Origin of the sequence: Mongoliitalea daihaiensis, from assembly GCF_021596945.1 — a bacterium.
Lineage (GTDB): Bacteria > Bacteroidota > Bacteroidia > Cytophagales > Cyclobacteriaceae > Mongoliitalea > Mongoliitalea daihaiensis.
In genome coordinates this window covers 2,195,594-2,210,701 of record NZ_CP063779.1, presented here as the reverse complement: position 1 = coordinate 2,210,701, position 15,108 = coordinate 2,195,594, and the positions used below count along the sequence as shown (strand labels likewise).

At 41.8% G+C, this 15,108-nt stretch carries 12 protein-coding genes; 8 read left to right on the top strand and 4 right to left on the bottom strand.

The features are described 5' to 3' along the window. The first annotated feature begins 51 nt into the window (after positions 1-51). Positions 52-1,242 carry a DNA polymerase IV gene (gene dinB / locus IPZ59_RS09520; protein WP_236139614.1) on the top strand — a complete coding sequence of 397 codons (1,191 nt, stop codon included), beginning with the start codon at positions 52-54 and terminating at the stop codon, positions 1,240-1,242. Between the two features lie 211 nt (positions 1,243-1,453). On the opposite strand, the gene IPZ59_RS09515 is transcribed toward dinB, so the two are convergent. Both IPZ59_RS09515 and IPZ59_RS09510 read right to left on the bottom strand, forming a co-directional pair. Beyond that, positions 1,454-2,089 carry a hypothetical protein gene (locus tag IPZ59_RS09515; protein WP_236139613.1) on the bottom strand — a complete coding sequence of 212 codons (636 nt, stop codon included), beginning with the start codon at positions 2,087-2,089 and terminating at the stop codon, positions 1,454-1,456. A gap of 345 nt (positions 2,090-2,434) precedes the next feature. Beyond that, the gene (locus tag IPZ59_RS09510; protein ID WP_236139612.1) at positions 2,435-6,076 is read right to left on the bottom strand and encodes a T9SS type A sorting domain-containing protein; all 3,642 of its coding nucleotides are present in this window, start codon (positions 6,074-6,076) and stop codon (positions 2,435-2,437) included. A 164-nt stretch (positions 6,077-6,240) separates the two neighbouring features. Here IPZ59_RS09510 and IPZ59_RS09505 point away from each other — a divergent pair, with 164 nt between their 5' ends. The 5 genes from IPZ59_RS09505 to IPZ59_RS09485 are packed head-to-tail and all read left to right on the top strand — an operon-like array spanning position 6,241 to position 11,323. After that, positions 6,241-6,507: a DUF493 family protein gene (locus tag IPZ59_RS09505; protein WP_236139611.1), complete on the top strand. Its 267-nt coding sequence runs from the start codon at positions 6,241-6,243 to the stop codon at positions 6,505-6,507. Positions 6,508-6,518: 11 nt separating this feature from the next. Next, the gene (locus IPZ59_RS09500) at positions 6,519-6,758 is read left to right on the top strand and encodes a 4a-hydroxytetrahydrobiopterin dehydratase (protein WP_236139610.1); all 240 of its coding nucleotides are present in this window, start codon (positions 6,519-6,521) and stop codon (positions 6,756-6,758) included. Continuing rightward, complete coding sequence (gene rsmI / locus IPZ59_RS09495; RefSeq protein ID WP_236139609.1) at positions 6,748-7,494, top strand: 16S rRNA (cytidine(1402)-2'-O)-methyltransferase; 747 nt, start codon at positions 6,748-6,750, stop codon at positions 7,492-7,494. The genes IPZ59_RS09500 and rsmI overlap by 11 nt, the downstream gene beginning before the upstream one ends. Before the next feature lie 3 nt (positions 7,495-7,497). Beyond that, positions 7,498-8,295, top strand: a complete 798-nt coding sequence (locus tag IPZ59_RS09490) for an inositol monophosphatase family protein (RefSeq protein ID WP_236139608.1) — start codon at positions 7,498-7,500, stop codon at positions 8,293-8,295. Between the two features lie 49 nt (positions 8,296-8,344). After that, positions 8,345-11,323, top strand: coding sequence for an AsmA-like C-terminal region-containing protein (locus IPZ59_RS09485; protein ID WP_236139607.1), 2,979 nt, complete (start codon positions 8,345-8,347; stop codon positions 11,321-11,323). 410 nt (positions 11,324-11,733) lie between these two features. Here IPZ59_RS09485 and IPZ59_RS09480 read toward each other — a convergent pair whose 3' ends face one another. Beyond that, entirely contained in the window at positions 11,734-12,648 is a 915-nt protein-coding gene (locus tag IPZ59_RS09480; RefSeq protein ID WP_236139606.1) for an AEC family transporter, read from the bottom strand. A 92-nt stretch (positions 12,649-12,740) separates the two neighbouring features. Between IPZ59_RS09480 and IPZ59_RS09475 the strand changes: the two genes are divergently transcribed. Continuing rightward, positions 12,741-12,971 (top strand): hypothetical protein, encoded by a 231-nt coding sequence (locus IPZ59_RS09475; RefSeq protein WP_189581154.1) that lies wholly within the window; start codon positions 12,741-12,743, stop codon positions 12,969-12,971. On the opposite strand, the gene IPZ59_RS09470 is transcribed toward IPZ59_RS09475, so the two are convergent. After that, complete coding sequence (locus tag IPZ59_RS09470; protein WP_236139605.1) at positions 12,968-13,342, bottom strand: UDP-glucuronosyltransferase; 375 nt, start codon at positions 13,340-13,342, stop codon at positions 12,968-12,970. The two genes, IPZ59_RS09475 and IPZ59_RS09470, sit on opposite strands and share 4 nt — an antisense overlap. Before the next feature lie 630 nt (positions 13,343-13,972). On the opposite strand from IPZ59_RS09470, the gene IPZ59_RS09465 reads away from it, so the two are divergent. Next, positions 13,973-15,037: a DUF4221 family protein gene (locus tag IPZ59_RS09465; RefSeq protein ID WP_236139604.1), complete on the top strand. Its 1,065-nt coding sequence runs from the start codon at positions 13,973-13,975 to the stop codon at positions 15,035-15,037. Positions 15,038-15,108: the final 71 nt, after the last annotated feature.

The following is a 15,108-nucleotide window of genomic DNA, read 5'->3' as shown; positions in this document are numbered from 1 at the left end:
AAAAAATGATGTTTAAATTATAAACACAAAAATGTCAAAATATTTAACAAGATGGAAAGTGGGAGAAGTATTGTGCACATGGATTTGGATTCGTTCTTTGTGTCGGTAGAGCGCTTGTATGACAATCGCTTGGTAGGGAAGCCCATCCTCATCGGAGGTTCGGGAGATCGGGGGGTAGTGGCTTCTTGCAGTTACGAGGCACGGAAATTTGGCATACACTCCGCCATGCCCATGCGGACAGCGCGGCAACTCTGTCCTGAGGCATTGTTGATTCGGGGGGATTTTGAAAAATACAGTCAAAAATCCCATGAAATCACCGAAATCATCCGAGAGGCTGTACCCCTCTTTGAAAAATCCTCCATCGATGAATTCTACATAGACTACACCGGCATGGACCGCTTCTTTGGCTGCCTGAAGATGGCTCGGGAACTACGTGAGCGTATCTTGAAAGAAAGCGGATTACCCATTTCCCTTGGACTGTCCGAAAACAAGACTGTCTCCAAAGTAGCCACCGGAGAGGCTAAACCCAATAACTACCGGGAAATCCCACGGGGAGACGAGAAGCCTTTTCTCGCCCCTCTATCCGTGCGGAAGATTCCCATGATCGGAGAGAAGACTTCCAACACCTTATTCAACATGGGAGTCAAAACGGTCAAAACCCTGCAAGTGATGCCTTCTGAATTGCTGGAAGCTACGTTTGGGAAAAATGGACTCAGCATCTGGGAAAAGGCCAACGGCATAGACCGCAGCCCTGTAGTCCCCTATTCGGAGGCCAAGTCTATCTCTTCCGAAAACACCTTTGAGCAGGATACCATCGATGTGAAAATGCTGGAAGCCCATCTGATCGCCATGACGGAACAGTTGGCGGGCAAACTCCGGCAAAATCAGCAGCTCACCGCCTGTGTGAGTGTGAAGATTCGTTATTCCGATTTCGACACCCACACCGTGCAGCAGCGCATTCCTTACACCTCTGCAGATCATACGCTGATACAGGTAATCAAGGACTTATTCAAAAAACTCTACAGCCGACGCATGCTGATCCGGCTTATCGGCGTGCGCTTCAGCAACCTGGTCCATGGCAACTATCAGATCAACCTCTTTGAGGACACTGCCGAGCAAATCCGCCTCTACCAAGCCCTGGACCGCATCAATGGCAAGTTTGGAGACAAGACCGTGTGCAGGGCTGTGGGCATGCAAGTGGGCAGCAGGAGATTTAACCCTTTCAATGGGGTGGCGGTGTAGGATGATAGGGCGTCAGAGGCAGGCCTGTTTTAGCTATCGGTTCTCTTTTTTCAACCATGTCATTAAGACATCCCAACCTATCCTACAATTTATGATACCTAGAAATAAAAAAAGGGGGAGTAACCAAACTCCCCCTCAATTTAAATTGAGTATTCTCTAGATCAGTTGGCCTACGTAGGAAATTAATCCCCTAAGCTTATGACCTTAATAACTACTCTAGTGAAACATTGATTAAATTTCCATCGATGAATCGAAAATTTAATACAGACAAACTATTCTCAACCCGAAGTCTTACATGATCATAAATATTTGGAGTATAGTCCATGAAATTTTGCTTGTAAGAATCCCCAGGAAAGTTCCGTAAAGAATAACTCTTAGGATAATTCACTTTAAAATAGTTGATATCTAGTTCGGTTAACATCTTGTCATTTAACCTAAAACTTTGCAAATCATCAAAACTAAAATTCAGTTTATTGTCATCAGAGAATTTTACAGTATTTTTTCTACTCCAATCCCCTCCAACATCTTCAGTACTAGATTCATTGATATTTTGCACGATTTTATCCCAGTCTTCTTTGGTTAATTCAAAAACTGAAACATTTGATACCTTTAAATCGCTTTCGTTTATAGAATTGATAGTTGTAAGAAGACGCTCTAGTTCGGAATCATCACTTATCTCCAACCAGATTGGAGGATCTCCCCAAGTAACTACATCAATATTTATCTCACCACCAGGACCTACCGCTTGCAATTCACTTTCAAAAATTTCTGAATTGCTAAGATTTTGTTGATTACATGAAAGAATAACCATGAATGTCAGGAGGTATAAAAATAAGTTTAGCTTCATTTTTTGTTAGTTTAATGGTTTTGTAAATATTTTGTCTTCCGCACAAGACTCATGAATTTTTCTTTTGAGTCATACGGATTGCCAATCCCACCTTAGTAGTACATCTTTTTTTGGTTAAAATAGTGCGTGTGTGTGTGTGTGTGTATAACGCAAAGGTTTATTGTGATTTTTTTACAAATTATATGAATAGGCTCATTTTGTAAACGAATCATTACTTTTTTATCATCTTCTGCTTTTAATTCTTTGGGATAGAGCGCTATCATATTTTCAATCAATACTTTGTAATAAAAAAGCCAGCAGGTAGTGTTTCTGCTGGCTTTGATGCATGGAAAGGGAATATCAAACTCAATCCCCATTCTTTATCACTCGTGTCTGACTGAGATACTGTTGATTTTGAACTTGAATCAAATAAATACCATTTTTCAGGTTTGAAAGATTCAACTCACAGGATGCTGCCATCATAGGCAATACTATTTCTCTTTCTACTTTACCATGGATATTGATAATCTGTATACGTGTCTCCTCTTCAAATGGCTTGATTAACTCCAGATAGCCTATTGCCTGAACAGGATTGGGGAAGATTCGCACACGACTGTCCACCATCAAATCAACCACGTTACTCTGAATCTCATGTTGGGATAAATCCGCTTTGAGGATATAAGTACCTGGCATCATTTCCTGCACTTGTGCTCTCCAACGACGCTCATCAACTTTTTCCCATTGTAGCTCCTGAAGTGAAGGGTCTGCGAGAGCATTAGAACCTTTTCGAAAAAGGACCTCCCCAAGCTCCTCCACTGGTTGCTCGGTAGTTAACTCAAATATGGTATGGGCCCTTTCCACTCGATAAGATAATCTAGCAGTATTTGCAGGTGGAGGAGAAGTAAGCACTGCGCCTAACCTCACTAGTAATGGCTTGGAAGATAAGGGCAGCACTAGCTCATTCCCACTAGCACTCACATGAACAGATTCTCCATGCGGATCAAGTCCTGAGATGTAGTGAGCCGCTTCTGCGGATCGATCCATTGCTATGGTGTAATTCGTGGATAAGGTATCATCTCCTACCACCGGTCTCCAAGCTATCAGGTGTGAAAATTCGCCCGCCTGATTGCGAAGCGCATAGATGTATGCTTGCTCATCTTCCTGAATGATGTGATCGAAGTATAAATCCGCCATCAGATTCTTAACAGCTTCGGCAGCGATAAAGGAACGTTTTTCCTGGAAATTGAACAGACGAGATTCTGTAAGACCTGAGCGGTCGTGGTTGACCGGTTGGCCTGTTTCAATCGGTACATTGGCATAAAAATACCAATGAGCACGATCTATCCCCATTCTGCTTAGCCATAACAAGCCCCTCACCAGATACAAGGCTTGGGAAGTGGAACTCACTGCTTCATTGTTGATGGCCAGTTCATTTGCACTGGATGAATCCCAGCCCCATTCGGTGACATGGATCTGCTTCCCGGGCATATTGGCATCACGGAACCGAATCCCTGCATAGATCTCTTGCATGCGGGATTGTGGATGTTCCGGCTGTACTGCGACCCGAACCCCATTTTCGCCAAAGACATAGCTATACAAATGGAGATTGATGCCATCCAAATAGGCCGCAGCAGTGGAAGAAAGCTTATTCCCCATATAATGCTTGCTTACGCCTGTATTGCCCAATCCAGGGTCTGCTGCCTGTAGGGCCGCCGGAAGTACAACAAAACCCGGATCAGCTTCTTTCAAGCCCTTAGCCATTCCTTCCAAAATTTGAACATAGGTACTATCGCTGTAATCCCATGGTTCATTGCCCACCTCCACGGTGCGAACCAAGTTGAGGTTACGCGGACCATACACCTGGCCAAATGCCTGGCCTAAGTTGTAAGCAGATGCGTACGGCGTATCCCATGCATCTTCTCTGAAGCGGTCAAAAGTATAGGTAACGTCTACTGTAAAGCCTTTAGTTTTCCAATCAGCATACTCTCGATGCCATTGGGTCCATTGATTGCGTATCTGATAAATCCCTGGTGTGTAATCAGGCGTGATGTCCGGATCGGTGGTATCCCAGTGTATGTTGTGATAGTTTCTAGCTTGGGAACCTGCTCGTATAAATTTCTGTGCGCCTTCATTGGGTCCTTGCAGATTGGGTACCTTATTGGTTCCCCAAGCCCATACGGTATTGATTCCAAATAAATCTCCAAAAGAGTGTTGCTGCGGCTTCGCAGTAGGCTTAGGGCCGTAAGAGCCAAACTCATCAAAAACCATTAGCTCTTGTACGGAGGCTCTTTTGAAATTCTCATCCACCAAGCGATGCGCTATCCGTACATAGCGAGCAGCTATGGGCTGCGCTAGCACGATATCTTCAAAATTCAGTCGTGTAGGATTCAGGTCCTGAATCTTCACCAATTGCTCGAGCGTTTCACCAGCATAAAGCGCTGCCGATACAGAATTATTGGTTCCATTCCAATACCTTGCTCGTATCCAACCCACATTTTTCACTTCGCCCAAGTCCACTGTGACCCATTCCTCCAATGGTTCGCTGTAAGCCGCTAATTCCTGAATAGTGAATGCGGTAGGAGAAGAAATGTAAATTTCATCCACCAAGGATTCTTCGACCACAAAACGCTGATGACCCGAGGTTCCCATTGCGTAGAAAACGGTCTTCAAAGACTGCCCCTGATAACGGAACGATATACTGACGTTTTCTTGAAAATTGGCTCCCAGCCTCATGCTATATCGATGAATCGCTCTGGGATTGAACGATAGTCTCACCCAAGCCTCTCCATTGACTGCTTGCACCGTTGGAGCAAAATTCCCCAAGTTGCCATCAGTAGCTTGCACCAAGCTTACCCCATTGGAAGCAGTTCCCTGTATACCTAGGAGAATGTTTTGACTTGGATTGGACACATATCGGTCAGGAAGAGGATTATTGGATAGCCAAGCACTCGAGAAGTCGTTGTCCAAGACATTGGACGCCTGACTGGTGGACAAATCGGAAGAACTGAATGCTATGGAACCTTGGGAAAACGGACGATACACACCTGCATGAGGATCCCATTGCACAGGATCTGCAGGAGTATGAGATGGATCCCCTCCCGCATCATCATCACTTGGTTCTTGCAACACAACAGCTAGTACATCAATTTCAAAAATGGAGCTCTTTTTAAAATTTTCCTGAACCAATCTATGGCTCAATTTTAAATGTTTAGCTTTTACAGGACTTTCTAAAATTGTCTGTTGCACAGATAACTGATTCGGGTCCAAATCTGCAATTTTGACCCAAGTAGTCCCATCTTCACTCAACCAAAGGAAAGAAGCGGTCGCCGCTTGATTACCAGCCCAGTGTTTGGTATGGATTTGTTTGACCAAGTGAGATTCCTCAAAATCTAATCGTACATATTCTTCAATCGGAGCTGCCACCACCGCCAAATCATAGATTGCAAAAGATGCAGTGCTGCTTAATTGAATTCGGGTAATATTCTCTAGCGCAAACGTGAATCGTACGTTAGCATTATTCTGACTGGGCAAGTAACTTTGTTGGCTACAATTGCCATCGCTATCGCAAAGAGAAATCACCACAGGCTGATTGCTTAGACCACGTAGACGAGCCCCAACCAAAAATACATCCGTCGCCGTTGAAAAATCATACCAAACAGAGGCCTGGCCGTTGACCAAGGGAATAGTCGGAGTAAAGTTACCAAGCAGCCCATCCGTAGCAGCTGCTAAGGAAACTGTGGCGTTGCTCTGTAAGGTTTTGTTGAGCAGACTATTCTGCTCTGGATTGGCGTAGTATCTATCCGGATACGGGTTATCTGACACCCAAGAAGTATTTAGATTAGAATCTAGTACCAAGTCAGGTACAGCATTCCTAAATACAGAAGAAGCCTTTGCTTCCACAGGGATTTTGTACAAGGAATCGAAATCAAATAAAATAGTCCCATGAACAACATTTATTGAAAATATCATCAAAAAAACCACTGAAACTGACAGGTAAAATTTTTGCATAACATTTGATTTTTAAAAGAATGCGAATATCTAAAATTCAAATTATCAATCATATGATTTCTATCATAATTAAACAATTCCATTATCTGAACTTCCCAAAAGAAAACCAAGGAATTCATCCTTATTTAGTAACATTTCCCCTCTAGAATCCTTAAATTTGCATTATGAAAGGACAATTCGACACCCAAGCTTTCAAAGAAAAACTGGAAGCTCAGACTACATTTCCATCCCTTTACATGTTTAAGTTTATCGTCCCTGCAGCACAACAAGGCGAGTTGGCTGCCCTGCTTCCCAACAACGCCATCCAATTTAAACAATCTTCCAAAGGCACCTATGTCAGTGCTACCATAGAAGCCATGATGCCGAACAGTGATGCCATTATTGCCGTTTATGAAAAGGCAGCTACCATTACTGGTGTCATCGCACTTTAAACTAAATACATATGTGGACCGAAAAAGACAATAAACTAATCCAAGAATTTAAATTCTCTGATTTTCAAGAGGCTTTTGCATTTATGACGCGTGTTGCATTTTTGGCGGAAGCCCATAGCCATCACCCGAACTGGAGCAACGTATACAATACCGTTACTATAGAACTGACGACCCATGATGCTGGCAATGTGGTGACGGAAAAGGACAGGAAACTTGCTGCCGCCATCGATAGCTTAGGATATGCCGGCTGATCAGCATATTCATTTATATCTTGTACCTACCCCCGTGGGCAACTTGGGGGACATGACTTTCCGGGCTATTGACGTCTTGAAATCCGTAGATGTTATTTTGGCCGAAGACACTCGGACCTCAGGCAAGCTGCTTAAGCATTTCGAAATCCAGCGTCCCTTGCAATCCTATCATATTTTCAATGAACACAAGACCATTGAAAAATTGATTCAGCGTATGCAAAAAGGAGAAGTGATGGCGCTGATTTCAGATGCAGGAACACCTGCTGTGTCAGACCCTGGCTTCTTATTGGTGCGTGCAGCGCGGGAAGCTGGATTGGAGGTCTCTTGCTTGCCAGGAGCCACTGCCTTTGTACCTGCCTTGGTCAATTCGGGTTTTCCTACAGACCGCTTTGTTTTTGAAGGATTTCTTCCCCACAAAAAAGGAAAGAAAACAAAAGTGGAAAGTTTGGTCACCGAGACACGCACCATGATTTTCTATGAATCCCCGCATCGATTGGAGAAGAGCTTGGAATTGTTTGCAGAAGTTTTTGGCCCTGAGCGAATGGCAGCCGTATCACGGGAGATCAGCAAGCTGTATGAGGAAAACCTACGAGGGACTTTACAAGAATTATTAACCCATTTTTCCGAAAATCCTCCCAAAGGAGAAATCGTATTATTGCTCCAAGGAGCCGAAGAAATCAAAGAAAGTAAATCCGAGGCCAAACGTAAAAAATGGCAATCATCTGAAGAAGACTAATCCATGCAAGAGCTTACCCATATTGTAGCAGAAGTAAAAAACATCGCCAAAGAAGCTGGCTCTTTTATACGCCAAGAGCGACAGAACTTCAATCTCGACAAAGTCGAACAAAAAGGCCTCAATGACCTAGTTTCCTATGTGGACAAACAAGCTGAGATGATCATCGTTTCTCGCTTGCAGCAGGTTCTGCCAGAGGCTGATTTTATCGCAGAAGAAGGAAGTGCTGGTACCAGTGGAAAAGATTGGACTTGGATCATTGACCCTTTGGATGGGACTACGAATTTTATTCATGGTGTCCCCGTCTTTTCTGTAAGCATAGGCTTACGCCATCTAGATGAGATTGTCTTGGGTGTGGTCTACGAAATCAATCAGGACGAATGTTTCCATGCTGTCAAAGGACAAGGTGCTTTTTGCAATGAAAAATCGATCACCGTCAGCCCTTCGAAGTCTTTATCAGAAGGCTTGATGGCAACGGGATTCCCTTACAGTGCGTTTAAACAATTGGATCAGTACCTGGCTGTATTAAAAGCATTGATGGAAACCTGCCATGGAGTCCGGAGAATGGGCAGTGCAGCTGTGGATCTTTGCTATGTTGCGGCAGGAAGATTTGATGCATTTTATGAGTATGATCTCAAGCCTTACGACGTTGCGGCAGGATCTTTGATTGTACAAGAGGCAGGAGGAACTGTGACAGACTTCAGAGGAGGAAAAGACTACCTCTTTGGAAGAGAGATTTTGGCCAGTACACCCCTTGTTTATAATGAAATTCAAGAAATTCTAACAACTCACTGGAAAGGCTAAGGTATATACAGTCTTTTACGTGGAAGAAACTCACAAACTTGATATTGACATGAAGAAGACATCGATTATCGTCGCCTCTATTTTTATATTCCTTTTAGTCGCTGCTTTCATTTTGCCTTCCTTTTTGAAAGGGAAAATCATTGAAAAGGTTGATCAGGCCTTGGAAGAAAACATCAATGCAGATGTTTTCTACAACCCTCAAAAGGTGAGCGCAAGTATTTTCCGAAGATTTCCTGATATTTCTATTTCTATAGGGGACTTTGGAATTGTAGGCCGGGAAACTTTTGAGCAAGATACGCTCATCCATGTTGACCGTATGCAGATAGACTTCAACTTACGCTCCATTCTTTTTGGGGACTACCCTACGCTCACCGGTTTGCACTTGGATGGTGCTGACATTTTGGTCAAAGTCTTGGAGGATGGACGTGCCAATTATGACATAACCTTTCCATCAGAAGAAACCTCCACTGAAAGCGATCTCCAAATTGGAATTGATTTATTGGAGGCAAGCAACGTGAATGTCGTATATGATGACAGATCCTTGGGTTTTTTAATGGCGCTCAGTAATCTGACAGCTATTGGTTCGGGAGACTTCACCTTGGATGTATATGAAATGCCTTTGAAAGCAAGTGCGGATATTTTGACCATGAATTACGAAGGCGTCAATTATTTGAGCAATAAAAAATTCAAAGGGGAAACTTTGTTAGGGATTGATATGAACGAAATGAAGTTCACCTTGGGGGATGGTTCTTTCGCTTTAAACGATTTTTTGTTTGATTTGAAAGGCCTTATTGCACTTCTTGAAGAAAGTATTGATTTTGACCTGATTTTTTCCTCGAAAGAAAGCTCCTTCAAAACCTTACTCTCCTTGGTTCCGGGAATGTACACGGAAAGTTTTTCCTCTTTACAAACGAGCGGCACAGTTGATTTTAGAGGAATCTTTAAAGGGTCGTACAGCGAAGAGAGCTTCCCTTCATTTGATATAGGATTGAATGTCATGGACGGCATGTTCCAGTACCCTGATTTACCCCTACCAGTGTCAGATGTGCAATTGGAAATGCATGTAAAAAACAGCACCAATGATCTCATCAATACTACCATCAATGTCCCCATGTTTAATTTACGAATGGGAAACAATCCTATGGAGAGTAGATTTTTTATCGCTAACCTCCAAACTTTAGATTTGGATGCTTTTGTAAAAGGCAAATTGAATCTAGAAGAAATCACCTCTATTTTTCCTGTGGATGGCATGCAAGTTCGTGGATTGCTTGACGTTCGGGCCATAGCCAAGGGACGCTATGATGAAGCGAAAAAAGAACTGCCTAATCTGGATATTCAATTGGCTTTCCAAAATGGTTTTGTTAAAAACAGCGATATTCCAACTGCTTTAGAGCAAATAAACGTGCAAGCTAGCATCCTCAATCCTAGTGGAAAGATGAATGATTTCAGTGTGAATTTGGAGCCATTTAGCTTCCTGTTAGAAAATGAAAAAGTGGAGGGTAAGATGCGCATTTCAGACTTCGAACTCCTAAATTGGGATGGAGCCGTTAAAGGTGCTTTGGATATAGGAAAGATGTTGGCCATTTTCCCACAAGAGGGGATGGAAATAGCTGGGAAGATTCAAGCGGACATCACAACTAAAGGCAGCTATGACGCTGTAAAAAAAGAACAGTATAACCGTCTGGACACTCGTGGTTTTGCTAATCTTTCCAATTTTTCCTTTAGTAGTACGGATGTACCTCAAGGAGTATTGATCACAAGTGCTAAAGCAGAATTCAACCCTGATAGAATTACTTTATCTGAATTTGCTTCGCAGCTGGGACAAAGTCCAGTCAATGCTACAGGGTCACTCTCTAATTACATGAATTATATGTTCGAAAAAGAGGCAATCCTTCGTGGACAGTTATCCCTGCAATCAGATAAGTTTAATGTCAATGAATGGATGACCGACAGCAGTACATCCGATGAAGCTTTGGAAGTGATTCCTTTGCCTAAAAACATAGACTTCACCATGAATGTGCAGGCGAAAGAGGTACTTTACGATAACCTGAATTTGAGGGATGTGCGTGGAAATATGACCCTTCGAGAAGGTGTGTTAAGCTTTAAAGATACCGGTATGCGTTTATTAGGAGGACAAGTGACCATGAATGGTTCCTATGACCCCAGAGATTTGACCAAACCTACCTTTGACTTTGGGCTTGCTGTAAACAGCCTATCTATTCCTGAATCATTTAAGGCTTTTAATACTGTACAAGTACTTGCTCCGATTGCGCAGCATTTGACAGGTGTAGTGAATTCAACCCTCAACTTCTCAGGAACATTAGGAGCAGACATGATGCCGATCTTATCCAGCATGGATGGCAAAGGTATCTTAAGAGTAGCAGAGGCATCCTATCAAAACAGTGCCTTGGTGCAGGGAATCACCACCCTCACCCGTTTAAATGAAACCAACACCCTTGTCTTCCGAAATGTAGCTATCCCTATCCAAATCAATCAAGGCGTGTTGAATGTTCAGCCTTTCGATGTACGCCTATGGGATTATCAAGCCAATATCCAAGGCAGCACAGGGTTTGACGGCAGTATCAATTACCTACTCAACATGCAAGTTCCAGCGGGTAAGTTTGGGAGTACAGCAAATAACCTACTAGCCACAATCTCCGGTACCCAAGCCAATAACAGTACGATTATCCCTGTAGCCATCAATTTAAGTGGCTCCTATGGAAGTCCACGGTTTTCATTAGCAGGAGGCAATAGCATTGAAAACTTATTGACTACAGCCTTGCAAGGAAGAGTTCAGTCAGAACGTCAAAACATTACCGAACAAGCAACCCAACAATTCCGAGCAGCAGAAGACAGTATCAAAAAGGAGCTGCAAATTCGCTCCGAGCAACTCCAAGACAGTGCCCGTAAGGAAGCTGAGAAAAAGGTCAATGAAGTCAAAGGCAAAGCCGCTGATGAAGCTACCAAAGTCATCCGCAATTTGATTAGACCGAGGAATACTAAGCCGGATACTACGGGGAAGAACTAGGAGAAGGAGGAAGGATGTGGGAGGAAGGATGAAGACTCAAGAGACAAGAATCAAGAATCAAGACAGGGGCGTGTGTGGGACCAGCGTTTTTCGTTTTGTAGTTGTTCATTTCCCTACCAATGCCTGGGCTTAAAAGCCACGGCAATTGATTGAGTGTATCCTTTTGAAGTTCGATCAAATTTTGTCTCAAAAATTCGATTACGGACGTGGGTTAAAACCCATAAAACGGCATATCTGACTGGTATACAGCGCTAGTTCCACTGATCCACATCATAATACTTAACAATTAACATTTTGTAACCTCCCCCGCAAGTTCACAACGACAATCGAATCATTCCACATTCTTCATTCCACATTCCTAATTACTTACACTGTTCACTGCTCATTGTTCACTCTTCACTGCTCACTCTTCACCCTCCAAATTCCAAGAAATAATACCAGCCCCCCAATGTTAAGAAGGACAACGGAATCCCAATCCCCACTAAGAGGGACGCTAGCTTGGGTTCGAGATCGTGGGAGATGGCGATGATGGAACCTGTAATCATGGGTGCCATGGCCATTTCCATGACTGGAACTTTCAGCATTAATCCCTCCACTCCCACTAGTGGCCCCAAAAAAATCCAGGTGACTAAAGGAATCAACAACAACTTGTACCCTAATCCGTACCAAAGAAATCTATTGGAAATGGCTTCCAAGTTGATCTTTATTTGCAAACCCACAGCAGTGAGTGCCACGGGAGTCAAAGCCAAAGCAATCCAGGCCAACAATTCATCCACCCAACCAGTCGCAGTCCAACCAACTAAATTCAAAACAAGCGCCAGATTGAAAAATATAAACGGAGGAAAACGGAGAATTTTACCTGCAATATCACGCTTGCGCTTTTTGCCTGCTGCATAAATGGATGCCACAATGATAGCCAAGGTACTGACCAGAATAAAGGACCCTGCCTGGTCTATCAGTAAAGCAATCTTTACTGCATCCGCTCCATACAAGGCCTGCAAGACAGGAATTCCTACAAAAGAAGTATTAGCCAAACCGCTGGTGATAATCAGGCTCCCCGTCACCGAGCGCGGCCAACCCCTCCACTTCCCTACTTGTGAAAACAAGAACCATGAGAGGTAGAAACTGATATAGGCTACAGAAACTGGCAATAGCAACTGAAGTGAAAGTTCTACTCGTGGCAGATAGCGCAAAGCAAGCGCTGGAAGAATCACTGAAATTAATAATTGATTCAACCATGCAGCAAGTTTATCAGGTGACCGTAAAAGTCGCTGCAAGGATAACCCTAAGATTAGAAAAATTAAGATTTGAAGCAGGTTAAGCATGTAGGTTTCTAAAATTTAACATTCTCATAATTCACTCTTAACCAGTTTCCTGAATAAATAAGCTTCATTTGTGGTGTAAATTACGATAAGCTATGAACAAAATAATACCACTAGAAGTAAAAGGCCAAAAAATCGTACAGCTTTCTCAGTTGAGCATAGATGAATCCAACGATATCCGCAGCTGGCTTCCCCAAAACAGCATCCAAAAAGTAGAGTTTCAGGGTATGGAGCTAAACGATTGCATTGCGTATGAGACCTACGAGTGTTGGTTTCGTACCAATCACAGTTTGAATTTCCGATTTTCCAGTATGCTGGACTTTTAATCCAGCCCGAATAATTTTCTTTTTTCAGCAAAGTACGCTTCTAACTGTGGGTAGAGCGGGCTCTCTGCTACAGGAACTCCCCCGATGGTCAAGGCTGCATTTCCTTGAGCAGTTTCCATATCCACGTCCATGGTTTCGATCAGGAAGATCAACTCGTGAAGGGTAAGTGGTTGATCTGTTTGTTCGGGATTGAGCTTAAACTCATTCCCATAAAAATCCACTGCCTCCAAATAATATACTCCATCCAAGGCATTTGCAAAGATGCTGATTTCATCTCCCCAAGTACTTTCGGGATAACTTAACTTGCAGATCAGGGTATTGGGGCCAGTCCCGTTGAAATAGGTTTCAGGCCTGTAATTGAAATCAATCATGGGGTGAAGTTAGGATATTTGAAATCAATAGTGATTGAGCTATAAAATTTAGGATGATAATCATTTTTTCTAAAAATAAAAATATCAAAATAAAGGACGAAAAAAAACAGAAAAGCTTCCTCAGGTCCATCTAACTTACCACAATTAAATTGGAATAATTTTTCACCTATGTGTAAGCAAAAAATAATAAGACTGAAAATCAAATAGTTATCGATTTTGAATAAAAAAAAAATAGTTGATTCTTTTGAAGTATCACTAAAAAATTATTACTATTGATAATCAAACATATACAAAATTTACTGCGCAGTTTTTTATATATGTTTTAACAGAAACATTATGTATTATAACTAAATTAAAATCAACATGAAAAAGCTATTTTCAATCCTCTGCGTTGTGCTTATGAGTTTCACATGAGTTAACTTCAATTTATCAGCTCAAGAAGAAGTTGTGGACGCGACCGACTTGCCCAATTTGTTCTACACAATTTGTAATGAAAACACAAACACCATTACACACATGGGATGTGCTCCAATCCCAGGTGATTGTTTTGATGAAGTAGAAGTAAATTAATTTTATAAAAAGACTATTCACTTCTCTTAAAAGTGAATAGTCTTTCTAAACATTTATACCGTGAAATTAATAAATTTAATATTCATTACATTGATTTTTGCTTGCTCTCAAAAAAAAGAGCACGGTGAGATTGCCAACAGTTCTACCGATTCAAGCATTGTTTTTAAACTAGATGATAAATCTCCCAACTTCATGTGGAATTATCGTTATTACAAGGGAGAATTGGTTAACTATAATCAAACCACTCATAGTTTAGATTTTTTTAATCAAAATGGTCTTAGCAAGCGCATATTTCTGGAAAAAGACGGTCCCAATAGAATCCCTTCCTTATGGGGATTTTTTATTGATAAAGACATTATTTATGTATCGGGACAGGTTGGGGAATTGACACTAATTGACCTATCCGGAAATGTAAAAAGAAGATATAGCGATCTGAAAAACAGTTCGAATATTTTAATCACTCCACACTTCTTAGCTTACCATCAGCCACTTATTAGCCAGGGTAAATTTTACTTTGAAACACTGTCCTATAAAAAACTAGATGCAATTCTTTATTCTCAAGAAGCCTTGATGTATAGCTTGGATCTGAAAACGGGTAAAATTCAAGAGCTTATGAAATATCCCGAAATTGGGTCTGATAAAGTTATTTCTTTACAATACAACTTGTCAAATTCAACCATACAACTTGACAACAAAACAGTACTCAACTTTTCTCATAGTCCTGATATCTTTACTTACGTTAAAAATCAATGGATTCAACATAGAATTAATTCCAATTATTTTAAACCAATCTCCGCTTTTAAAGGCAAAGTCGATGATGAATTTGATTCGCGTGAACATCTATTTGACAATGGTATTTACAAAGCACTTATTTATGACCAGCATAGAAAACTCTATTACAGAATTTATACCTTACCTCGCTATCCTGGGGAAGTTGATTTTAGAAGAGACGCTTACCTCCTAGTTCTTGATGAAAAATTCAATCTTAAAGAGGAGTTCCCTTTTCCCGCAGGTCTAAGCATTCAGGGCCACTTTGTTAATCAAGATGGCTTATATGTCTATAATGCTGCACATGCAGAAAACCATGAAGATGAAATCAAGTTTGACCGGATTTATCCTAAGTGATAATAAATCATGGCTACATTTGATTGAACCTACGTTTTCAAAGCATTTATGATATAAATAAACTAAAGGCT